The 22187-nt window shown below is 72.0% G+C and carries 19 protein-coding genes; 8 read left to right on the forward strand and 11 right to left on the reverse strand.

Features of this window, described 5'->3' with window-relative positions; translation table 11 throughout:
• Positions 1-5: 5 nt before the first annotated feature.
• A complete protein-coding gene (locus DPQ23_RS04535) occupies positions 6-1166 on the forward strand; it encodes a thiolase family protein (protein ID WP_112873495.1) in 1161 nt (386 codons plus the stop codon).
• A gap of 86 nt (positions 1167-1252) precedes the next feature.
• Positions 1253-3145: a M10 family metallopeptidase gene (locus DPQ23_RS04540; RefSeq protein ID WP_112873496.1), complete on the forward strand. Its 1893-nt coding sequence runs from the start codon at positions 1253-1255 to the stop codon at positions 3143-3145.
• 43 nt (positions 3146-3188) lie between these two features.
• Here the strand turns inward: DPQ23_RS04540 and DPQ23_RS04545 are convergent, their stop codons facing one another.
• Positions 3189-4667 carry an NAD-dependent succinate-semialdehyde dehydrogenase gene (locus DPQ23_RS04545; RefSeq protein ID WP_112873497.1) on the reverse strand — a complete coding sequence of 493 codons (1479 nt, stop codon included), beginning with the start codon at positions 4665-4667 and terminating at the stop codon, positions 3189-3191.
• A 164-nt stretch (positions 4668-4831) separates the two neighbouring features.
• On the opposite strand from DPQ23_RS04545, the gene DPQ23_RS04550 reads away from it, so the two are divergent.
• Complete coding sequence (locus DPQ23_RS04550) at positions 4832-5494, forward strand: DUF1236 domain-containing protein (RefSeq protein WP_112873498.1); 663 nt, start codon at positions 4832-4834, stop codon at positions 5492-5494.
• Here the strand turns inward: DPQ23_RS04550 and DPQ23_RS04555 are convergent.
• The gene (locus DPQ23_RS04555) at positions 5485-6525 is read right to left on the reverse strand and encodes a P1 family peptidase (protein WP_112873499.1); all 1041 of its coding nucleotides are present in this window, start codon (positions 6523-6525) and stop codon (positions 5485-5487) included. The genes DPQ23_RS04550 and DPQ23_RS04555 overlap by 10 nt on opposite strands.
• 3 nt (positions 6526-6528) lie before the next feature.
• Complete coding sequence (locus DPQ23_RS04560) at positions 6529-7269, reverse strand: glucose 1-dehydrogenase (protein ID WP_112873581.1); 741 nt, start codon at positions 7267-7269, stop codon at positions 6529-6531.
• Positions 7270-7395: 126 nt separating this feature from the next.
• Here DPQ23_RS04560 and msrA point away from each other — a divergent pair, with 126 nt between their 5' ends.
• Positions 7396-8064 carry a peptide-methionine (S)-S-oxide reductase MsrA gene (msrA, locus tag DPQ23_RS04565; protein WP_112873500.1) on the forward strand — a complete coding sequence of 223 codons (669 nt, stop codon included), beginning with the start codon at positions 7396-7398 and terminating at the stop codon, positions 8062-8064.
• Positions 8064-8933: a 50S ribosomal protein L11 methyltransferase gene (locus DPQ23_RS04570; protein ID WP_112873501.1), complete on the forward strand. Its 870-nt coding sequence runs from the start codon at positions 8064-8066 to the stop codon at positions 8931-8933. Before msrA ends, DPQ23_RS04570 begins: the two co-directional genes overlap by 1 nt.
• A gap of 43 nt (positions 8934-8976) precedes the next feature.
• Here the strand turns inward: DPQ23_RS04570 and DPQ23_RS04575 are convergent, their stop codons facing one another.
• The 3 genes from DPQ23_RS04575 to ubiA all read right to left on the reverse strand — a co-directional run bounded on the left by DPQ23_RS04575 (position 8977) and on the right by ubiA (position 12863).
• A complete protein-coding gene (locus DPQ23_RS04575; protein WP_112873502.1) occupies positions 8977-9315 on the reverse strand; it encodes a hypothetical protein in 339 nt (112 codons plus the stop codon).
• Between the two features lie 69 nt (positions 9316-9384).
• Complete coding sequence (locus tag DPQ23_RS04580; RefSeq protein ID WP_112873503.1) at positions 9385-11856, reverse strand: OmpA family protein; 2472 nt, start codon at positions 11854-11856, stop codon at positions 9385-9387.
• 62 nt (positions 11857-11918) lie between these two features.
• On the reverse strand, positions 11919-12863 hold the full coding sequence (gene ubiA / locus DPQ23_RS04585) for a 4-hydroxybenzoate octaprenyltransferase (RefSeq protein WP_112873504.1): 945 nt from the start codon (positions 12861-12863) through the stop codon (positions 11919-11921).
• A 12-nt stretch (positions 12864-12875) separates the two neighbouring features.
• Here ubiA and DPQ23_RS04590 point away from each other — a divergent pair, with 12 nt between their 5' ends.
• Both DPQ23_RS04590 and DPQ23_RS04595 read left to right on the forward strand, forming a co-directional pair.
• Positions 12876-13628, forward strand: a complete 753-nt coding sequence (locus DPQ23_RS04590; protein WP_112873505.1) for a 16S rRNA (uracil(1498)-N(3))-methyltransferase — start codon at positions 12876-12878, stop codon at positions 13626-13628.
• Between the two features lie 320 nt (positions 13629-13948).
• The gene (locus DPQ23_RS04595) at positions 13949-14143 is read left to right on the forward strand and encodes a DUF1127 domain-containing protein (RefSeq protein WP_112873506.1); all 195 of its coding nucleotides are present in this window, start codon (positions 13949-13951) and stop codon (positions 14141-14143) included.
• 107 nt (positions 14144-14250) lie between these two features.
• Here the strand turns inward: DPQ23_RS04595 and DPQ23_RS04600 are convergent, their stop codons facing one another.
• From DPQ23_RS04600 to smpB, 3 genes are all read right to left on the reverse strand, one after another.
• Positions 14251-15435, reverse strand: coding sequence for an amino acid aminotransferase (locus tag DPQ23_RS04600; protein ID WP_112873507.1), 1185 nt, complete (start codon positions 15433-15435; stop codon positions 14251-14253).
• The gene (gene sseA, locus DPQ23_RS04605) at positions 15435-16289 is read right to left on the reverse strand and encodes a 3-mercaptopyruvate sulfurtransferase (RefSeq protein ID WP_112873508.1); all 855 of its coding nucleotides are present in this window, start codon (positions 16287-16289) and stop codon (positions 15435-15437) included. The genes DPQ23_RS04600 and sseA overlap by 1 nt, the downstream gene beginning before the upstream one ends.
• Before the next feature lie 89 nt (positions 16290-16378).
• Positions 16379-16852, reverse strand: coding sequence for an SsrA-binding protein SmpB (gene smpB / locus DPQ23_RS04610; protein ID WP_112873509.1), 474 nt, complete (start codon positions 16850-16852; stop codon positions 16379-16381).
• A 124-nt stretch (positions 16853-16976) separates the two neighbouring features.
• On the opposite strand from smpB, the gene DPQ23_RS04615 reads away from it, so the two are divergent.
• The gene (locus DPQ23_RS04615; RefSeq protein ID WP_112873510.1) at positions 16977-18650 is read left to right on the forward strand and encodes a thiamine pyrophosphate-binding protein; all 1674 of its coding nucleotides are present in this window, start codon (positions 16977-16979) and stop codon (positions 18648-18650) included.
• A 37-nt stretch (positions 18651-18687) separates the two neighbouring features.
• Here DPQ23_RS04615 and DPQ23_RS04620 read toward each other — a convergent pair whose 3' ends face one another.
• Positions 18688-21084: a glycosyltransferase gene (locus tag DPQ23_RS04620; protein ID WP_205961409.1), complete on the reverse strand. Its 2397-nt coding sequence runs from the start codon at positions 21082-21084 to the stop codon at positions 18688-18690.
• Positions 21077-22186 (reverse strand): zinc-dependent alcohol dehydrogenase, encoded by a 1110-nt coding sequence (locus DPQ23_RS15710; RefSeq protein ID WP_205961410.1) that lies wholly within the window; start codon positions 22184-22186, stop codon positions 21077-21079. Before DPQ23_RS15710 ends, DPQ23_RS04620 begins: the two co-directional genes overlap by 8 nt.
• Position 22187: the final 1 nt, after the last annotated feature.

A 22187-nucleotide genomic window follows, 5' to 3' on the forward strand; every position in this document is an offset into this window, starting at 1 on the left:
CGATCATGGCCGAAGTCTATATCCACGCCGCCGTCCGCACGCCGATGGGCGGCATGCAGGGCGCGCTGTCCGGCCTGACCGCCCCCGAACTGGGGGCGGCGGCGATCGCGGGCGCGCTGCAACGCGCGGGTGTCGCCGGCGAGGCCGTGGACGAGGTGCTGATGGGCTGCGTGCTGCCCGCGGGCCAAGGCCAGGCGCCGGCCCGTCAGGCGGCGCTGGGCGCGGGGCTGCCGCAGTCGGTGCCGGCGGTCACGCTGAACAAGATGTGCGGTTCGGGCATGCAGGCGCTGATGTCGGCGGCCGATTCGATCCGGGCGGGGTCGGCCCGCACCATCGTCGCCGGGGGCATGGAAAGCATGACCAACGCCCCTTATCTTTTGCCCAAGATGCGGGGCGGGGCGCGGCTGGGCCATGCCGAGGTCAAGGACAGCATGTTCCTTGACGGGCTGGAGGACGCCTATGACAAGGGCCGCCTGATGGGCACCTTTGCCGAGGATTGCGCCGCGCAGTTCCAGTTCACCCGCGAGGCGCAGGACGCCTATGCGCTGCGGTCGCTGACCCGCGCCAAGGCCGCCATCGACGAGGGGCGATTCGCGTCCGAGGTGGTGCCGGTCACGGTCCGCGGACGGGGGGGCGAGATGGTGGTGGACACCGACGAGCAGCCCGGCAACGCCCGTCCCGACAAGATCCCGTCGCTGAAGCCCGCGTTTCGCAAGGACGGGACGGTGACGGCGGCGAACTCGTCGTCGATTTCCGACGGGGCGGCGGCGCTGGTGCTGTCGGACCGGGCCGAAGGGGCGCTGGCGCGCATCGTGGGCCACGCGGGCCACGCGCAGGCCCCTGCGGATTTCCCGACCGCCCCCGTTCCCGCAGCCGAAAAGCTGCTGGACAAGCTGGGATGGGACCGCTCGGACGTGGACCTGTGGGAGGTCAACGAGGCCTTCGCCGTGGTGCCCATGGCCTTCATGCAGAAGATGGGCCTTGATGCCGACCGGGTGAACGTCAATGGCGGCGCCTGCGCGCTGGGCCACCCCATCGGCGCCTCGGGCGCGCGGATCGTCGTGACGCTGCTGAACGAACTGGCGCGGCGCGGCAAGACCCGCGGCATCGCCGCGATCTGCATCGGCGGCGGGGAAGGCACGGCCATCGCCATCGAACGGCTGTGAGGGCGCTAACCGAATCGTAACGGGTGCGGTGCTAAGCAACGGGGACCGGGTCCAGGCGACCCGCCGCCCTGGCTGACGGAGCCGCCATGCCCCAACCCCTGATCCCGACCGGCGTCCCGCCGCTATCGGCCACCGACCTGCGGCCCACCACCCTGGAACAGGGGGACGCCGCCGCAAGCCGCGCGACCACGGCGCGGATGGCGCCGGGCCAGGTCTTCGGCGGCGCCATCCTGGGCAGCCACGATCACGACTGGGTGGCGATCACGCTGGCCGCCGGGCACACCTATCGCGTCACGATGACCGGGAACGGGCCGGGCGCGATGCGCGACACGGTCGTCGCCGTGCGTGGGCCCGGGGGCGCGTTGCTGGCCGCGAACGACGACACGGGCGCATGGGACAACTCGGTCGTGACCTGGACCGCGGCGACAAGCGGGACGTATTACATCGACGCGGGCGGCTACGGCGGATCGCAGGGTGACTATGCGCTGCGGCTGGACCGCCTTCCGTCGCCCGGACAGCCCTGGTCGATGGACCATGTCGCACGGTACCTGACCGACGGCTACTGGCAGGACAGCGGGTGGGCCCGGCACCACTTCGACGCGCAGACGGCCGACACGCTGACGGTGAACCTGACCGCGCTGCGGCCGGTGGCGCGCGACCTGGCGCTGTCGGCGCTGTCGAGCTGGGCGCAGGTGTCGGGGCTGCAGTTCAAACCCGTGACCCGCGCCGATGCCAACATCGTGTTCGACGAGGTGGACGACGGCCAGGGCGCCTACAGCACCGTCACCGCCCTGAACGGGGCCATCGTCACGCAGGCGCTGGTCCGCATCCCGGCCTATTGGTTCGGCAGCCCGGGCACGGGCCACGCCAGCTATGAATACCACACCTATATCCACGAGATCGGCCATGCCCTGGGCCTGGGCCATGCGGGGCTGTACAACGGCAGCGGCGACTATGCGACCGACGCACTTTATCCCAACGACAGCTGGCAGGCGACGGTGATGTCGTATTTCGACCAGCTGGACAACACCTTCGTCGATGCGTCCCGCGCCTTTGCCGCGACCCCGATGATCGCGGACATTCTGGCCATTCAGGACCTGTACGGCACGCCGCGCGCGCTGTTCGGGGGCAACACCACATGGGGGTCCGGCAGCACCGTCGGCGGCGCGATGGGCACCGCCACGCGCCTGATGGCCGCCGGCGCGGACATCACGATGACGATCCAGGACCAGGGCGGCGTCGATCTGCTGAACCTGGCCAACGACAGTCGGGGACAGCGCATCAACCTGACCGGCGGCACAGTGTCCAGCTGTTATGGCCTGACCGGCAACCTGTCGATCGCGCGGGGCACGGTGATCGAGAACCTGTCCTGCGGCGCGGGGGCGGATGTGGTCTGGGGCAACGCTGCCGCAAACAGGATCGCGGGCAACCGCGGGGCCGACAGCCTGATGGGCGGGCTGGGGGCCGACACGCTGACCGGCGGCGCGGGAATCGACCGGCTGACGGGCGGGCCGGGAAACGACGTGTTCGCCATCACCGCGGGCGACATCGTCGTGGAACGGGCGGGCGGCGGGATCGACCGCATCCTCAGTCCCGGGGATGTCACGCTGGGCGCGCATGTGGAACACGTGACGCTGACCGGCAGCGCCGCGGCGCGTGTCACGGGGAACGGGTTGTCCAACCGCATCGCCGGCAACGCCGGGGCCAATGTGATCGACGGCGGCGGCGGGTGGGACGTGCTGTCGGGCGGCGGCGGGGCGGATGTGTTCCAGTTCCGCCCCGGCAGCAGCGGTCGCGTCACCGACTGGCAGGATGATCTGGACATGCTGCGGATCGTGACCGGCCGCGCGACCGCGGCCGACGTTCTGGCCACGGCGCTGGACACCGTCTCGGGCGTCAGCCTGACGGTGTTCGGGACAAGGCTGCTGATCGACGGCACGACCGTCGCCCTGCTGCAGGACGACCTGATCGTGGCCTGACCCCGCGCCCGGTCAGGCACCGGGCCGCGCGCGCCGCAGCCGGTCACACCGACAGGCAGACGTACTTCAGCTCCAGATAGTCGTCGATCCCGTGGCGCGACCCTTCGCGGCCCAGGCCCGACTGCTTGACGCCGCCAAAGGGCGCGACCTCGGTCGAGATGATGCCGGTGTTCACGCCGACGATGCCGTATTCCAGCCCCTCCTGCACGCGGGTGATGCGGCCCACGTCGCGGGCATAGAAATAGGCGGCAAGGCCGAAGATCGTGTCGTTCGCCTTCGCGACCACCTCGTCCTCGGTCTCGAAGCGGAACAGGGGCGCGAGGGGGCCGAAGGTTTCCTCGGTCGCGACCTTGGCATCGGCGGGAACGCCCGTCACCACCGTCGGCTGAAAGAACGACCCGCCCAGTTCGTGCCGCTTGCCGCCGGTCACGATCCGGCCGCCGTTCGCCAGCACATCGGCGATATGTTCCTCGACCTTTTCAAGCGCGGCCTCGTTGATGAGGGGGCCGGTGGTCACGCCCTCGGTCAACCCGTCGCCCACGGTCAGCGTGTCCACCGCCGCCGCCAGTCTGCGCGCGAAGTCGTCATAGACGCCCGCCTGCACATAGATGCGGTTGGCGCAGACGCAAGTCTGGCCGTTGTTGCGGAACTTGGACGCCATCGCGCCCGCGACCGCCGCATCCAGGTCGGCGTCGTCGAAAACGATGAAGGGGGCGTTGCCACCCAGCTCCATCGAGCATTTCAGCACCTGCTCGGCGGCCTGCCGCAGCAGGATGCGGCCCACCTCGGTCGAGCCGGTGAAGGTCAGCTTGCGGATCGCGGGGTTCTCGCAGAACTCTTTCCCGATGTCCGAGGACCGGCTGGAGGTCACGACCGACAGGATCCCCTTGGGCAGCCCCGCGCGTTCGCCCAGCACCGCCAGCGCCAGCGCCGACAACGGGGTTTCCGCGGCGGGGCGCGCGACAAAGCCGCAGCCCACTGCCAGCGCCGGGCCGCATTTGCGGGTGATCATGGCGTTCGGGAAATTCCACGGCGTGATCGAGGCCACGACCCCGATCGGCTGGCGCAGCACGGTCAGGCGCTTGTCGGGCATGTGGCCGGGGATCGTCTCACCATAGACGCGCTTGGCCTCCTCGCCGAACCACTCGATGAAGCTGGCGCCATAGGCGATCTCGCCCTTGGCCTCGGGCAGGGGCTTGCCCATCTCGGCGGTCAGGATGCGCGCGAGGTCGTCCTGGTTCTCGATCATCAGGTCGAACCAGCGGCGCATGACCTGCGCGCGCTCCTTGGCGGTGCGGGCGGCCCAGGCCTTCATCGCGCCCGCCGCGGCCTCGATGGCGCGCCGCACCTCGGCGCGCGACAGGTCGGCGACCTCGGCGATGACATCGCCGCGCGCGGGGTTCCTGACCGGGAATGTCGCGCCGTCGTCGGCGTCCACCCACTCGCCTGCCACGAAGGCGCGCGTTTCCAGCAGCGAGGGGTCGCGCAGCAGGGTGCGCAGGTCGGTCGAATGGGCGGTCATGGGAACCTCGGCGGATGCGGTTGCTGGCCCGTATCCTGACCCTGCGATGCCGGGCTTGTCCAGCGGCCGCCTGCGGCAACGCGGTTGTGAACGAACCGATCCGCCCGCGGACGGTTGTCGTCCCGTGGGCCGCTGCAAGGCGGTCGATTTCAAGGAACGATCAGATGCGCAGCTTTTTCCTGACCACCCTTCTTGCCTCGGCCACTCTTGCCGGCGCGGCCGCGGCCCAGACGATGGCCACGGCCGGCACCGACCTGAACCTTCGCTCGGGGCCCAATTCGACGGCCGAGGTCGTGGGCGTCATCGCCAACGGCGACGAGGTATCGGTGACCGGCTGCATCGAGCAGGCCAACTGGTGCCAGGTCACCTACAAGGACCAGACCGGCTGGGCCTATGGCGATTACCTGACCACCAAGGTCGGCGACAAGATCGAGCCGCTGTATCCCAACCGCCAGGCCATCGGCGTCACCGTGGTCGAGGCGCCGGCGGTCAGTGACGCCCGCCAGGCGGCCGACACCGCGGTGGGCGGGGCAGCGGGTGCCGCGGTCGGCGCGCTGATCGCCGGTCCTGTGGGCGCGGTCGTGGGCGCCGCGATGGGCGGCACCGCCGCGAACGTCGAGCCGGCCCCCGAGGTGCGCACCTACATCACCGCGAACCCCCAGACCCCGGTGGTCCTGGACGGCGAGGTCGTGGTCGGCGCGGGCATCCCCGAGACGGTGACGCTGTACGACATTCCCGAGCAGCCCGACTACAAGTACGTCGTGGTCAACGGCCAGCCCGTTCTGGTCAATCCGGCAGACCGCCGCATCGTCTATATCTATCGCTGATCGTCGCCGGGTGATCCCTCTGCCCGCGCAGGACGAGGGGGCGGGGCCGCAGGGTCCCGCCCCTGGTCGTTCGACCAGCAGGGTTGCAGGTCGCCCGGCGCCGGGGTGGCGCTGAACACCGCGCGCGCCACCGCCCGCGCCAGCACGCAGGCGGCGGCGTGCGACAGGGCAAAGGCGTCCGCCACAGGCCGCGCCGCCGTCGAGACGGCAAAGACCAGGTCGCCGTCGTGGGGGCTGTGCGAGGGCACGATCGCGCGCGCCAACCCGTCATGCGCCGCCGTCGCCATCCGGGTCAGCCCCGCCTTGTCCAGCGTCGCATCCGTCGCGACGATGGCGATGGTCGTGGCCTCGCCCAGCCGTTTTTGCGCGGCGGGCTCGTCGTCCGCGCGGAACGGGCCATTCAGGCCCAGGCCCCCGAACTCGGACCCCAGCTCCCAGGGCGCGGCCCAGAACTGGCCCGAGGGCGCGCTGACCGACCCCAGCGCATTGACCGCGACCAGCGCGCCCACGGTGGTCCCGTCCGACAGGATCGCCGAGGCCGACCCGAGCCCGCCTTTCCACTGCGCCGTCAGCGCGCCGGTCCCCGCGCCCGCGCTGCCCAGGGCAAAGCGGACGCCGGCCGCCTCGAACGCCCGCCGCCCCAGCGCGGGATAGGGCGAGTCGGCCCAGTCCTTGTCGCCGCCGTTCAGCAGGTCGAACAGGATCGCGCCGGGGACGATGGGCACCCGCGCCGGTCCCACCGCAAAGCCGCGCCCCGCCGCGCGCAGGCCCGCCATCACCCCGTCGCAGGCCCCCAGGCCAAAGGCCGACCCGCCCGCCAGCACCAGCGCATCGACCGCCTGCACCAGCTTGTCGGGGGCCAGCAGGTCGGTGTCCCGCGTCCCCGGCGCCCCGCCCATCACATGGACCCCGGCCGCAAACGGCGCCTCGGCGGTCAGCACCGTCACGCCGGATTTCAGGGCGCCGTCCCCGGCATGGCCGACCCGCAGGCCGGCGACATCGGTGATGAGGTTCAGCCGACCGGGGCGCATCGGCTAGATGCAGCGGCCGCCGTCCACGGTCAGCACCGCGCCGGTGATCATGGCCGCCTCGTCCGAGGCGAGAAAGCAGGCCGCGTTGCCCAGGTCCTCGGGCGTCGAGAAGCGGCCCATCGGGATCGTGGCCAGGAACTTGGCGCGCATCTCGGGGGTGTCCTCGCCCATGAAGGACGACAGCATCGGCGTGTCCCCCGCCACCGGGCACAGCGCGTTGACCCGCACCCCGATGGGCGCCAGTTCGATCGCCATCGACCGGGACGCCGCGACCATCCAGCCCTTGGACGCGTTGTACCAGCTGAGCCGCGGGCGCGGCGACAGGGCGGCGCTGGACGCGATGTTGATGATCGACCCGTGCCGCGCCGCCGCCATCGCGGGAATCAGCGCGCGCGCGGTCAGGTAGACCGACTTGCAGTTGACGGCGAACAGGCGGTCGAACGTTTCCTCGTCGACGTCGTGCAGGCAGGCGGGCAGGTGGGTGATGCCGGCGTTGTTGACCAGGATGTCCACGCGGCCCCAGGCCTCCAGCGCCACGGCGGCCATTTCGGCCACGCTGTCGGCATCCGATACATCCACCGCCTGCGCCAGCCCGCCCACCTCGGACACCAGCGCGGCCGCAGCATCCGGGTTGATGTCGGCGACCATCACCTGCGCCCCCTCGGCGCCGAACTTGCGGGCAATGCCGGCGCCGAATCCCGACCCGCCGCCCGTCACGATCGCCGTCTTGCCGCTGAGCCGCATCGCCATCCCCTCCGCCCGCCTGAATTTCCGCCCCGGCGCAGCTTGGCAGAACCGGGCGAGGGCGCAAGGCGTTGTGCAATCGCGCCCTCGCCCCTAACTGTGGCCCACCAGGAACAGGAGCCCGCCATGACAGCCCCCAATCACGCGATATTCGGCCGTCCCATGGGCGCGCCCGCCCCCCACGGGTTCGAGGAGATCGTTCTGGGCATGGGCTGCTATTGGGGCGTCGAGCGGCTGTTCTGGCAGCAGGACGGCGTCTGGCTGACCGAGGTCGGCTTTGCGGGCGGCAGCGTGGACGACCCCAGCTACAAGCAGGTCTGCGGGGGCCGCACAGGCCATGCCGAGGTGGTGCGCGTCGTCTTCGACCCCAGCCGCATCAGCGTCGAGCAGATCCTGAAGATCTTCTGGGAAAACCACGACCCCACGCAGGGCAACCGGCAGGGCAACGACGTGGGCGACCAGTACCGCTCGGTCATCTTCACGACCAACGACAGCCAGCTTGCCGCCGCCGAGGCGAGCCGCGTCGATTACGACAACCGCCTGGCGGTCGCAGGCTTTCCGGCCATCACCACCCAGATCGCGCCGCTGACCCGGTTCTGGCGCGCGCGCGAAGAGGATCACCAGCAGTATCTGCACAAGGTGCCGCACGGCTATTGCGGGCTGCGCGGGACCGGCGTGCAGGCGTCGCAGGCCGCCGCCCTGCACGAGGCCGCGGTCGGCGCCGGCGACGGCAACCCCGAGCCGTCGCCCTCGTCGGCGGGCGGCGGATCGACCGTGGTCGGCGGCGCGGCCTGATGGCCACCTGGACGGCGCTGACCACCGCCGCAGGCCGCGACGCCGCCGAGGCGCTGGCGCTGTCTTGCGAGGGGCTGGCCCCCGAGCCGTCCGGCACCGGCGTCTTCGAGATCGAGGACGGCTCGGGCCTGTGGGAGGTCGGGGCCTATTTCACGGACCCCCCCGACCAGATCGCGCTGTCGCTGCTGGCCGCAGCCCACGGCGCGCGCCCCTTTGCGGTGTCCGAGCTGCCGGACGTGGACTGGGTGGCGCATGTGCGGCGCGAGCTGACCCCCGTTGTCGCGGGGCGGTTCTTCGTTCACGGCGCGCATGACGCGGACCGGGTGCCGCCCGGCGCGCAGGCCCTGTGCATCGAGGCCGCGATGGCCTTTGGCACCGGCCACCACGACACCACCCGCGGCTGCCTGCTGGCGCTGGACCGCCTGGTCACGGCCGAGGCGCTGTCGGGGCGCGTGGCGGACATCGGCTGCGGCACTGCGGTTCTGGCCATGGCGGCGGCGCGGGTGCTGCCCGGCGTGGTGCTGGCGGGCGACATCGACCCGCAGGCGGTCGAGACGGCCGCCGCCAATGTCATTGCCAACGGGCTGGCGGGCCGGGTGGAATGCGTCGTGTCAGAAGGCTTTGCCCATCCCCTGCTGGCCGATGCCGCGCCTTACGGGCTGATCTTCGCCAACATCCTCAAGCAGCCGCTGATCGACCTTGCCCCGCAGATGGCCGCCAACCTTGAACCGGGCGGGCGGGCGATTCTGTCGGGCATCCTGACCACCCAGGCCGAGCCGGTGGCCGACGCCTATGCCGCCGCCGGCGCGCCGGTCGAGCGCCGCGAGGATCTGGGCGACTGGACCACGCTGGTCGTCCGCAAGGGCTGAGGCGCAGGGCGGGCGCGCCACCCTGCGGCGGGCAGGCGCGCGGTCAGACCGGCCGGTTTCGGGACAGCCGCGTCTCGATATAGTGGCGCAGCTCCTCGATCTCGAGGCCGCTTTCGCGCAGCCCCTCGGCGGCGGCCGCGGCCTCTGCCTCGACGGCGGCCAGGCGGGTGGCGTGCTCGGCCCGCAGGGCCTCCAGATCGCCCAGCGCGCGGTCGCGGGCGACACCCGCATCGTGCAGCCGCCGGGCCATGCGGTCCAGCTCGCCCAGGTCGGCCGCGGTGGGACGGGTCAGCCGATGGACCAGCCAGCTGGCGAACCAGCCCAGCAGGAACGCCGCAAACAGCGCGACGGCCGTGGCGATGATGAACGCGGATCGATCCATGCCGCCATCTTATGCACGCGGCGCGGGGCCGTGAAAGGGGGCGCGGTCCCGCCGCCGGGGCGGCGCGGCTCAGGGCAGAGTGGCGGGACGTGCGGGCGGGCGGTCATCCTGGTCGCCCGGCGCGCCCAGCCCCGCCGTCGAGGCGGCCGACCCCGGCAGGATCGGGGGCACCGGCGTGGTGATGCGCGCGCCGTCCACGGTGATCTGGGCCGGACGCAGCGCGATCCCTTCCTCGGCCGCGATCTCGTCGGGGGTGGGCGGGGCGTCGGGCAGGGCGCCGTCCGGTCCGGCGGCCGATTCGCCGGCCGCGGGGTCCTCGCCGTCGGGTTCCGCCTCGGGGGCGGTCTGCGGTGCGGCGGCGTCGTCCTGGTCCGGCCCGCCGATGGCGCCGGGGTCCGGGTTCAGGTCGGGCGCTTCGGACGCAGGGTCCGGCAGTGCGCCGGGGGGCTGCGCCCCGTTCGCCGCAGGCGGGCGGGCGGTCACGATGGTCGCCCCGGACCCGGGACGCGTGGCCCCCGCGGCGGGCGGACCCGCAAGCCCCGGGGGCAGCGCCGGCAGCCGGTCGGTTGCGGCGTTCGGGGCACCGGGAACGTCCGGCGCAGGGGGCAGGGTCGCCCCCTCGGCGGTGACGCCGGTGACGGCCGCGGGCGCGGGGGCGGGGCTGACCGCGACATCCGACAGCAGCCGGAACGCGATGCGCCGGTTCGCGGCGCGCCCCGCGTCCGTGCCGTTGTCGGCCAGCGGCTCGCTTTCGCCGTATCCGCGGGGGGTCAGGTTTTCGGTGGGCGCGCCCGCCTCGCGCAGGGCGGTCAGAACCGCCTGCGCCCGGTCCGACGAAAGCTGGGCGTTGAAGCTGTCGGAGCCTTGCGAATCCGTGTGCGCGCCGACCTCGATCCTGAAATCGGCGCAGTCGGCCAGAACCCCGGCCAGCGCGTCCAGCGCAGGTGCGGGGTCGCCGTCGAACACGGCGCGGTTCACCACAAAGTCCAGCGGCGTCGCCGCCTGCGCGGCGTTCAGCCGTGCCACGCAGTCCGGCCCGCTGGGCAGTCCCAACGCCGGGTCCAGCCGCTCGTCATACGCGATCTCCAACTCATAGCGCGCGCCCGGCCCCAGCCGCGCGCCCAGCCGCTGCGCCGCCTCGGCCGTGGCGGTGCGGCTGCCCGACACGCCGGTCAGGCGGATCAGGTCGGGCGTGACCGTAACCGTGCCGCGGTCCAGGTGGCCCATCGCCTCGAGCGCGCCGATCACGCGCACCGTCCAGCCCGAGGGCACGCTGTCATCCTCGCGCAGGGCGCTGTCGATCGGGCCGAATCGGGCGGCGGCCAGGCTTTCGACCGCGGCGCGCATCGGCGCGTCGGTGATCCGCCCGCGCAGGCGAACGCCGTCCGGCGTGACCTCGGCCGTGAACTCGGCCGGGGCGGGCGCCTTGGCCTGGGTGGGCTGTTCGCGCGTCGCGGTCAGGGAAAACACCGCCGGCAGGGCCTGGTCGAGCCGCGCGGCCTGCTCGTCGAACAGCGCCTGGGGCACCGAGGCGGGCGCGTCCAGCGCCACCGCCGCGCCGGTCAGCGTCACGGACCCGGCAGGCAGACGGGCCAGCGCCTCGATCGCGGCGACGGCGGCCTTGCCCCAGTGCGGCGAGGGCGCCCCCAGCCCCAGGGTGCAGTCGGCTTGCCCGGTCACCCCAGCGGCGGCGGCGGCCGACAGGATGGCGTCGCGGGCGGCCTCGCTGTCAGCGGAACAGGCGTCAAAGCGCAGTCCCGTGCTGCTGCGGACCAGCCGCAGGGTAAAGGGGGTGATGACCGGACGCGGCGCGCTGATGTCGGCGGTCAGCCGGACGCCCGCGGGCACGGCGCGGCGCAGGGCCGCGGTCAGGCGCGTCTGCTCGGCCGTGCCGTCGGTGATGGCGGTGACAACGACCCGGTCGGCGGTGATGGACACCTTGCCCCGGCGCGCCTGGCCGGCCGCCTGCACGCCAAAGTCCAGTGCCGCGGCCCAGTTGGGCGGGGCGGGATAATCGGCCAGGTCCAGCAGGTCCGTGACCCGCCCCGCCCCGGCGCTGCGTTCCAGACGCGCGACCAGCGCCGCGCGGTCCAGCCCGGCCGGGGCCAGCCCGATCACCGAGATGCCCTGGTCGTTGCTGAGCAGCTCGACCCGGAACGCCGGGGGCTGCGCCGCCCTGGGCGGTGCGACGGTCATGTCGTCGCGCACGCGCGCCGCATCGACCGCGCTGCCGGCTGCGGTCGTCGCGCGGAACCGCGCGACCTCGTCGGGGGCGGTGCCGGTCAGGCGAACCTGCAATCCGTCGGTGGCGACCTGCGCCCATGTCAGGCCCGCCCGGTCCAGCGCGGCGCGCACGTCCTGGGCGGACCGCTGCTCGATCAGGTCGGCGGCCAGATGAGCCGCCTGCCAGGCCCCGGCACCGGCCAGGCCCAGCACGGCCAGCACCACCAGGGCGCGGTGTACAGGCCGCCCGCGGCGGGCGCGGCCGACCGACGGGGGGGCGCTGTCATGGGTGTCCGGGGGCGGAGAGGGTCGGGCCATCAGGCCTGCCTTGTCGCTGGGGGCGGTTGACGGGACTTACACCCTCGGCCGCGCTGGCGCAATCAGACCAGCCCGGCCAGGGCGAGGCACAGCGCGACCCACAGGCCCGCATCGCGGTTGGACCGGAACAGCGCCAGCAGCCGGTCGTTGTCGTCGGGATCAAAGCGCCGCATCTGCCACCACAGATGCGCGGCAAAGCCCGCAAGGCCCAGGGTCGCCAGCCCCGCCTGCGCGGGCGTGGGCCGCGTCGCGGCAAGGGCCAGCCCCAGCAGCAGCACGGCGGTCGCGGCGAATGTCAGCAGCCAGCGCGGCGTGGCCGCCCCGAACAGCCGCGCGGTGGATTTCACGCCGATCAGCGCGTCGTCCTCGGTGTCCTGATGGGCATAGATCGTGTCGTAGAACAGCGTCCAGGAAATCCCCGCCGCATAGGCCAGAACCGCGGCCGGATGCAGCGTGCCGCCATGCGCCGCAAAGGCCAGAAGCACGCCCCAGTTGAATGCCAGGCCCAGAAACACCTGCGGCCACCAGGTGAACCGCTTGGCGAAGGGATAGACCGCCACCAGCGCCAGCGAGGCGATCCCCAGCAGCACCGCCGCCGCGTTCAGCGTGAACAGCGCCAGCGCCCCCAGCGCCATCTGCACGGCCAGCCAGCCATAGGCCCCGCGCAGCGTTACCTGGCCCGAGGGCAGCGGCCGCGACCGGGTGCGCGCCACGCGGGCGTCGAACTCGCGGTCGGTGATGTCGTTCCAGGTGCAGCCCGCCCCGCGCATCAGGATCGCGCCAAGCGCGCAGACCACCACGATCCACAGGTCGATCCAGCGCGGCCGGTCCACGATCATCGCCAGCCCCACCCCCCACCAGCAGGGCAGCAGCAAAAGCCAGGTGCCGATCGGCCGGTCGGCCCGCGACAGCCGCAGCCAGGGCCGCCAGGACGCGGGCGCCCGCTGGTCCACCCAGTTGCCGCGGGGCGCGTCCAAGACCGTTTGCGTCGGGGCAGGGCGTTGCATAGGGTCGGCCTGATGGGACGGATCAGGCTGTTCATTAACCACCCGCTGGGCGCGGGACAACCCGTGCCGCTGGACGCGGGACAGGCGCATTACCTGTCCGGCGTGATGCGGCTGGCCCCGGGGGACGAGCTTGCGGTGTTCAACGGCCGCGATGGCGAATGGCGCGCGCGGCTGACACAGGCCGGCAAGCGTGGCGGCCAGGTCGAACCGCTGGCCCCCAGCGGCCCGCAGGTCGATCCGCCCGACCTGTGGCTGCTGTTTGCCCCGCTGAAGAAGGCGCGCACCGACTTCATCGTGGAAAAGGCGGCCGAACTGGGGGCCGCGCGCATCCTGCCGGTGCAGACCGACCACACCGCCGCCGACCGCATCGCCCGCGACCGGCTGCAGGCGCACGCCGTCGAGGCGGCCGAGCAATGCGGCGGCACCTTTGTCCCCCCGGTCGAGGCGTTGCAGCCGCTGTCGCGCCTGCTGGACGGCTGGGACGGCGGCCGGCGCATCCTGTGGGCCGACGAGGCGCTGGCGGGACCCGCCGAAACGCTGGCCGGGCTGCCGCAGGGACCATGGGCGATCCTGATCGGACCCGAGGGGGGCTGGTCGCCCGCCGAACGCGCGCGGCTGTCGGGGATGGCGGGCGTCACGCGCATCAGCCTGGGGCCGCGCGTGCTGCGCGCCGACACCGCCGCCGTCGCTGCGCTGGCGTTGTGGCAGGCCGCCTTGGGCGATTGGCGGGCAAAGGGCGAAGCGGGACTCAAGGGCCGCGCTTGACGTAGCGTCAGGCATGCGCAGGCAGGCGCGGCCCTTAAAGGGTCATCATTCTGACACAAGGCTTTTTCAGTCAAGTTTCTGCTGCACAAGCGGGATTGCGCGCAAAGGGGGCGCGTTCGCGCCAGTGTTTCCAGACGATCCTTGCAGGCCTCACGGTGCTGCGAGCCATGTTTCAGCCGTGCAACAAGCCCGTGACTTGCGCGCCCTGCATGACTGGGCTGCCGGCCTGTGCGTGGTGAGCGGGCGGGGGGGTGGCTATATCTCCGGCATCCCCCGCTGATGCCTGCATCCGGCAGGCCCGCAAGAAAAACAGGTGTATCATGGCCACTATCGAAACCTTCCGCAGAAGCACCCCCGCCCCCTCGTTCGGCCTGATCGCCCGCGTGCGTGAGACGATCTCGTCCTGGGTCAACGTCCAGGTCACCCGCAAGGAACTGAACCGCCTCAGCGACCGTGAGCTGAACGACATCGGCCTGTGCCGCAGCGACATCGACCGCATCGCGCGCGGCCTCTGATCACCGCGCAAGACTGCTGAGTTCTTGATGAAGGCCGGGTCTTGCCCGGCCTTTTGTCGTTCTGCCCCCCAGGCCGGGCGCCCGTCAGGCGGCCCGGCACGCGCCTGTCAGACGCCCGCGTCCACGATCGCGCGGGCCAGCACCGGAACGCTGTCGCGGTTCAGCCCCGCGATGTTCAGCCGCGAATCCCCCACGATGTAGATCGCCGCATCCTCCTTGATGCGCTGCACCTGTTCGGGCGACGCCCCCAGGCGCGAGAACATGCCGCGGTGCCGCGCGATGAAGTCGAAGCGGTCGCTCCCGGTCAGCGCGCGCAGCTCGCCCGCCAGCTGCCCGCGCAGCGCCAGCATGCCCAGCCGCACCTCCTCCAGTTCGGCCCGCCAGTCGGCGGCAAGCCCCTCGTCGTCCAGGATGGTCTGAACGATGCGCGCGCCATGGTCCGGCGGAAAGGAATAGGTCTGGCGGTTCAGATAGGCCAGCGTGCCCTGCGCCACGTCGCGCGCGGCCGGATCGGCCACCTGCACCATCAGCATCCCCGTGCGTTCGCGGTAGATGCCGAAGTTCTTGGAACAGGACGCCGCCACCATCGCCTCGGGGGCGCGCGACACGATCAGGCGGGTGCCGGCCGCGTCCTCCTCCAGCCCGTCGCCGAAGCCCTGATAGGCCAGGTCGATCAGCGGCACCGCGCCGGTGCGATCAAGGACGTCCGCCACCTCGGCCCACTGGTCCGCGGTCAGGTTGGCGCCGGTCGGATTGTGGCAGCAGCCGTGCAGCAGCACCAGGTCGCCCCGTTTCGCCCGCCCCAGGTCGGCCTTCATCCCGTCGAAGTCGACGCCGCGGGTGGCGGCGTCGAAATAGCGGTACTGGACGAAGGGCACGCCCATGAACTGCATGATCGACAGGTGGTTGGGCCAGGTCGGGTCCGAGACATGGACGGTCACGTCCGGGTTGCCCATCCGCGCCAGTTCCAGCGCCTGCCGGATCGCGCCCGTGCCGCCCACGGTGGACAGCGACGCGGTGCGCGCGCCGTCCTGCGCGTCGCCCAGCACCATGCGGCCCATCGCGGCCAGATACGCAGGCTCGCCCGCCAGCGCGGTATAGGCCTTGGTCGTCTCGGTCTGCCAGATGCGCTGCTCGGCCGCCTTGACGGCGCGCATCACCGGGGTCACGCCCGTCGGGTCCTTGTAGACGCCGACCCCCAGGTCGATCTTGCCCTGCCGGGTGTCGGCCCTGAACTCGCCCATCAGGGCCAGGATCTTGTCGGGGGCTTGCGGTTTGAGGGCGGCGAACATCAGGCGTCTCCGGTTGCGATTTTCAGGTCGGGAAAGCTGCCCCATTCAGTCCAGCTGCCGTCGTAAAGCGACCAGTCCCGCTTGCCGATCCGTTCCAGCGCCAGCGCCAGGCTGGCGGCGGTGATGCCCGACCCGCAGGTGGTGATGGCGGGGCGCGACAGGTCCACGCCCGCCGCCTCGAACGCGGCGCGCAGCTCGCCCTCGGACTTCATGGTGCCGTCGGCGTTGTAGATCTGGCCCAGCGGCACGTTGCGCGCCCCCGGGATATGGCCCGCGCGCAGGCCCGGGCGGGGTTCCGGCTCGTCCCCGCGAAAGCGGGCCGGGCTGCGGGCGTCGATGATGACGTGGTCGCCCAGCTTGGCGGCGGCGGCGACCTGGGTCACGTCGCGCACCAGCGCCGCCTGGCGCTGCACGGTCATGTGGCGGTCGCGCGTGATCGGGGCCATGTCCTCGACCGGGCGGCCTTCGGCGCGCCACTTGGCAAGGCCGCCGTCCAGCATTGCCACGTCGGTCTTGCCCATCAGGCGGAACGTCCACCAGACGCGGGCCGCCGAATGAACGTCCGAGTTGTCGTAGACGACGACCTGATGGCCGTCGCCGATCCCCATCGCGCGCAGGCGGCTGATGAACAGCTCAGGCTGGGGGGCCATGTGGGGCAGGTCGCTGCGCGTGTCCGCGATGGCGTCGATGTCGAAGAACCGCGCGCCGGGAATGTGGGCGTCACGGTATTCCGCCTGCGCGTCGCGGCCGCTGGCGGGCATGTGCCAGCTGGCATCGACAATCCGCAGGTCGGGGTCGTCCAGATGCGCGGCCAGCCAGTCGGTCGAAACCACAGTGCGCGGATCGTCAGTCATGTCACCTCTCCCAACCCCTCTGGCCGGGTTTAGCCAACGGGGCGGGGGGCTGCAATCGCTGCCGGTGGCGCGGCTTTCAAAGGGACGGGTCAGCCCTGCTTCAGCAGGCGCTGCTTTTCGCGGCCCCAGTCGCGCTTGGCCTCGGTGTCGCGCTTGTCGTGGTTCTTCTTGCCCTTGGCGACGCCGATCTTCAGCTTCACGATGCCGCGGTCGTTGAAATACATCACCAGCGGCACCAGGGTCATCCCCTCGCGCCCGATCGCCTGCCACAGCCGCGACAGTTCCTTGCGGCTGACCAGCAGCTTGCGGCGGCGGCGTTCCTCGTGCCCGAAGACGCCGGCCTGCTTGTAGGCGGCGATATAGCCGTTGATCAGCCACAGTTCGCCCTGCTCGACGCTGGCATAGCTTTCGGCGATGTTGGACTGGCCGGTGCGCAGGGACTTCACCTCGGACCCGGTCAGCACGATGCCGACCTCGAGGTCGCTTTCGATGAAATAGTCGAAGCGCGCGCGCCGGTTCTCGGCGATGATCTTGTAGTTGGGGTCGGATTTCTGCTGCGCCATGATCGGCGAGAGATAGGGGCAGGGGCCGCGCGTGTAAAGCCGGTGGCCGCGCGCGCCGCGGGGTTGCCCCCGCGCGGCGGGCGTCCCAAGCTGGCGCGGCGGTCACGCACGAAGGGGGGCGATCATGCGGCATGGCGGGCGGATACTGGCGGATGCGCTGGCGGCGCACGGGGTCGGGCGGGTGTATTCCGTGCCGGGCGAAAGCTTTCTGGCCGCGCTGGACGGGCTGCGCGACGTGGGCATTCCCAACATCGTCTGCCGGCAAGAGGGGGGCGCCGCGATGATGGCCGAGGCGCAGGGCAAGCTGACCGGCCGGCCCGGCGTGTGCTTTGTCACCCGCGGACCGGGGGCGGCGAACGCCAGCGCGGGCGTGCACGTCGCGCGGCAGGATTCCACGCCGATGATCCTGTTCGTCGGCCAGATCGCGCGCGCCGACCGCGACCGCGACGCCTTTCAGGAGGTGGACTATCGCCGGATGTTCGGCGGGCTGGCCAAGTGGGTGGCCGAGATCGACCAGACCGACCGCATCCCCGAATATGTCGCCCGCGCCTTCGACCTGGCGATGTCGGGGCGTCCCGGCCCGGTGGTGCTGTCCCTGCCCGAGGACATGCTGTCGGCCCGCTGCGAGGCGCGTGACCTGCCGCCCGCGCCGCGCCCCGTGCCCGGCGTGTCCGAGGCGCAGCGGGCGGCGGTCATCGACGCGCTGGCCGCCGCCGAACGCCCGCTGGTCATTCCCGGCGGCTCGGTCTGGGATCAGCGCGACGCCGACCGGCTGGCGCGTTTTGCAGGAGCCTGGGGCCTGCCCGTGGCCGTGCCGTTCCGCCGCCAGCACATGATCGACAACCGCCTGCCGGTCTATGTGGGCGACCTGGGCATCGGCATGAACCCGGCGTTGGGCCGGGCGCTGGCGGTGTCGGACTGCGTGCTGTCGCTGGGCTCGCGGCTGGGCGACACGCTGACCGACGGGTTCACGCTGATGAACCCGCGCGGGCAGGGCCGCCGGATCGTCCATGTCCACCCCGACCCCGACGAGATCGGGCACCTGTGGCGCGCCGATCCGGGCATCGCCGCCTGCCCGCGCGCCATGCTGGCCGCGCTGGCGGACGCGCCTGCGCCCGCGCGCCGCCCCGAGGCCTGGACGGCGGGGCTGCGCGCCGCCTATCTGGCCTGGCAGACGCCGCGCGACACCCCCGGCGCCGTCCGGATGGAGCGTGTGATGGCCTGGCTGTCGGGCAACCTGCCCGAGGACGCGATCATCACCAACGGCGCGGGCAATTTCGCGTCGTTCATCCACCGCTATTTCCGGTTCAAGCGGGTGGGCACGCAGCTTGCGCCGACCTCGGGGTCGATGGGATACGGCCTGCCCGCGGCGATCGCGGCCAAGCTGCACCACCCCGACCGCACGGTGGTCTGCATCGCGGGCGACGGCGACATCCAGATGACGATCAACGAGCTGTCCACCGCCACGCAGCACGGCGCGGCGGTGATCGTGGTGGTGGCCAACAACGGCCGCTACGGCACGATCCGCATGCACCAGGAACGGCACTATCCGGGGCGGGTGTCGGGGACCGACCTGGCCAACCCGGACTTTGCCGCGCTGGCGCGCGCCTATGGCGGGCACGGCGAGACGGTGACGGACGACGCCGCGTTTGCGCCCGCCTTCGCGCGGGCGGTGGCGGCCGGGCGGATGGCCATTATCGAGCTGCGCCTCGACCCCGAGGCGCTGACCCCCGGCGCGACCCTGTCGCAGGTGCGGGCGCAGGGCCTGGCTGCGCAGCACGGCCGGGCCGGGGACTGACGGGGCGCCTGACGGGGCGACTGACGGGCGCCCCGCCCTAGCGCGGCCCCCAGAGCGCGGCCTCGCGGCGCACGGCGTGAGCCAGGGGGCCATGCTCGTCCCGGCGGCCGCCCTGCACATGGTCGCCCAGCAGGCCATTCGGGCACAGCCGGTCGTCGTCCCAGCCGGGGTGATTGGCGATCGGGTACAGGCACACCCCCTCGACCCGCGCGCCACGGGCGCGGGCGCGCCGGGTCTCGTCCATCACATAGTCGAACCAGGCCGCGCGGCGGATCCCCTCGGTCCCCGTCTCGGCGACCACCACCGGGCGGTCGTAGCGGGCCGCGACCTCGACCAGCAGGTCCGACAGCGGGCGATAGATCACGTCGTCCACGTCCACCGGCCTGCCGCCGTGAATCCACTGGTTGGCGAAGTAATAGTTGACCCCGACCAGGTCCAGGAACGACGGATCGCCCCCGATCTGCGGCCAGATGCGCCCCGACACCAGGTCGAAGGCCTGGAACTGCGCGTCGTGCCAGCCATGCGCCTCCCACAGGGGGCGGCCGCTCCAGTCGACGTGGTGGATGGCGATCAGCGGCTCGGCCATCAGGAAGCGGGCGCGCGAATCCACCGCCCGCAGCTCGGCCGCGGCGGCCAGCCAGGCGCGGGCCAGCTGCACCTTCAGCTCATAGCCCCGTCCCGCGGCAAAGGGGTTCAGATAGCGCGCATCCCCCCCCGCCCAGGCGAAGAAGCTGACCTCGTTCACCGGGCACCAGAACGGCACGGCGTCGGTCAGGCTGCGGTGATGCTCGCCCACCGCGCGGGCCAGCGCCGCAAAGCGGTTGACGAAGGCGGGCGACCAGATGTCCACGTCATCGGGCCAGCCGTAATGCAGCAGGTCCCAGATCACCTGCGTGCCGGTGTCGCGCGCCGCCTCGATCATCGGGGTCAGGCTGGAGAAGTCGTGCCGGCCCCCCTGGTCGATCCGATGCCAGCGGATGCCGTCGCGGCAGGCGCGGATGCCCAGGTCCTGCAACTGCCGGTAATCCTGCGCGGCGTGGACGTCGTGGCCGGTCGTCGCCAGCACGTCCAGCCGCCGCCCGTGGTGCAGCCGGTGCGTCGAGCATTCCCAGCCCCCCAGCACGAAGCTGGAGAAGGTGGACGGCGGCGGCGCGGCCGGCCGTTCGGCCAGCACCGTGGCGATCAGCTGTTCCCATTGGGGCACGACCACCTCGGCCGAATAGCTGGCCACGACATGGGCGCGCAAGCCCTCGCCCAGGCGGCGGCGCAGCGCGGGGTCGCGGATCAGCCGACGCATCGCGTCCGCGACCGCGCCGGGGTCCTCGTGCGCGACGAACAGGCCCGTCTCGCCGTCGCGGATCTGCTGGCAGGCGCCGTTGTCGGGCGTGGCGATCACGGGCAGGGCCGCGGCGCCGGCTTCGGCGATCACATGGGGCATCCCCTCGCCGCGCGACAGCCAGCAGAACGCATCCATCGCCGCCATCAGGTCGGGCACGTCCTTGCGGTCGCCGGTAAAGATCAGCCGCCCGTCAAGGCCCAGCTGGTGGGCCAGCCGGTGCAGCTCGTCGCGGTATTCCGGCATGAAGGCGTCGGGGCCGCCGACCACGACAAAGCGGGCCTGCGGCTCGGCCGACGCGACGATCGCGGCGGCGCGGATGAAATCCTCGACCCGCTTCTTGCGGTCGAGCCGCCCCACCCAGCCGATCAGGATCTGGTCGCCGGCGATGCCCAGGCTGGCCCGGACGGGGTCGCGCGCCTCGGGGCGGAACTCGGCCAGGTCCACCATCGAGGGGATCTGGACCGCATGGTGGCGCCGGTCGGGCATCTTCGACGCGGCGGCATCGCGGATACTGTCGCAGGCGCCCACATAGCGGGCGGTGAAATGCTTGGGGCCCGACAGCGCCTCGCGCACCAGCCCGCCGTGTTCGATCAGCGGCGGGCGCACCGCCAGCCGTTCCAGCGCCGGATAGATGTCGGCCACGTCCTGCGACGAGATCACGATGTCCGCGCCGTTCAGCTTGCGGCGCAGATAGTCGACGGTGTCGTCAAAGCTCAGCCCGTAGGGCGTCGTGTCCACATGCACGCCCAGGGCGCGCAACTGCTCGTGGCTCTGGTCCGGCATCCCCTCGCGCCGAAAGCACGGGATCACGTCGATGCGATAGCGCGAACGGTCCAGCGTGCGGGCCAGCATCCGCACCTCGGTTTCCTCGCCGCCCACGACCAGCCACGCAAAGACCCACAGGATGCGGATCTTGCCGGCGTCATGGTGCGGCCGCGGGATATGTCCCGACGACAGCGCCGCCGCGGCCGCCCGGTCGTCCAGCTCGCGCTGGCTCAGCCCCGCGCCGTGGTGGGCGGGCTGCTCGTCCAGGGCCGCGGGGGTCAGGGTGACGGCTGCGGCCTCGGCCTCGTTCAGCGGATGATGGTCATTCATGGGCGAACACGATCTGTAGGAACTCGGGCCGGTCGTTGACCAGGTGGCGCAGGAAGCCGGGCGCCTCGTCGTAGGGCACGACATGGGTGATCATGTGTTCCCGGATCAGGTCGCCCTCGTCGGCCAAGAGCTGCATCGTTTCCTGCGCCAGACGGCGCTGGTCCCACGCATGGGCCAGCGGCCGCGGCATCCGGTTGATCTGCGCGCAGCGGATCGCCAGGCCGTTGTGGTGGAATTCCTCGCCCAGCCGGGCGCCGTCCAGGCCCCCCTGATAGAACGCAAGGTCGATCACCGTGCCCTGCGGGCGCAGCGCGCGCAGCGCAAGGTTCAGGCTTTCGGACCGGGCGCGGGTCTGGAACACGACCTCGGCCCCGCGGCCGCCGACCTTGTGGTGCCAGCGCGCCTTGGCGTGCCGCCATGCCTCGTCCTCGCCCATGGCGTCGAATCCCATGCGCCGCGCCAGGTCCTGCCGCCAGGGCGAGGGGTCCACGACGACGATGTCGGACGCGCCGCCCGCCCGCGCGAACATCGCGCAGAACAGGCCCACGGTGCCGCCGCCCCAGACCAGGACGGGCCGCCCCTCGACCCCCGCGCCCAGCCAGGGCACGGCCGCGCCGAACTGCTCGGCGTCGGCGTGCAGGATGCCGTTGGCCGCGATCGGCCCCATCTGCGCCGCGAAGATGCCCAGGATCGGGTCCATGTCGGGCGGCATCTTCAGCAGCAGGTCGTGCGCGGGATTGGCGGTGTGGCCGGTCTTGTGGCCGAAGGTCGTGGCGACCACGTCGTTCTGGCGGAACCCGTGGGTTCGGCTGTCGATGACGCGCCCGACCTCCATGTAGCCCAGGAAGTTGACCGGATAGTGCGCCGACGGCTCGCCGGGGACGAACACGCCGTGCCAGTCGTCCCAGCGGCTGTGCAGATAGGGGTTCGTGCCCTTCATGAAGGTCAGCTCGGTCCCGGCGGACAGTCCGGTGTACATCAGGTCCAGCCGGACCTGGCCCTCGCCCGCCGGCCCCTCGTCGTAGCCGAAGAAATAGGGCTCGTTCGGGCGCTCGATCCCCAGGCTGCGGATGTGGCGATGCTCGTGCGGAAGGGTCGGCATC

The organism is Paracoccus endophyticus (assembly GCF_003286075.1).
GTDB classification, from domain to species: domain Bacteria; phylum Pseudomonadota; class Alphaproteobacteria; order Rhodobacterales; family Rhodobacteraceae; genus Paracoccus; species Paracoccus endophyticus.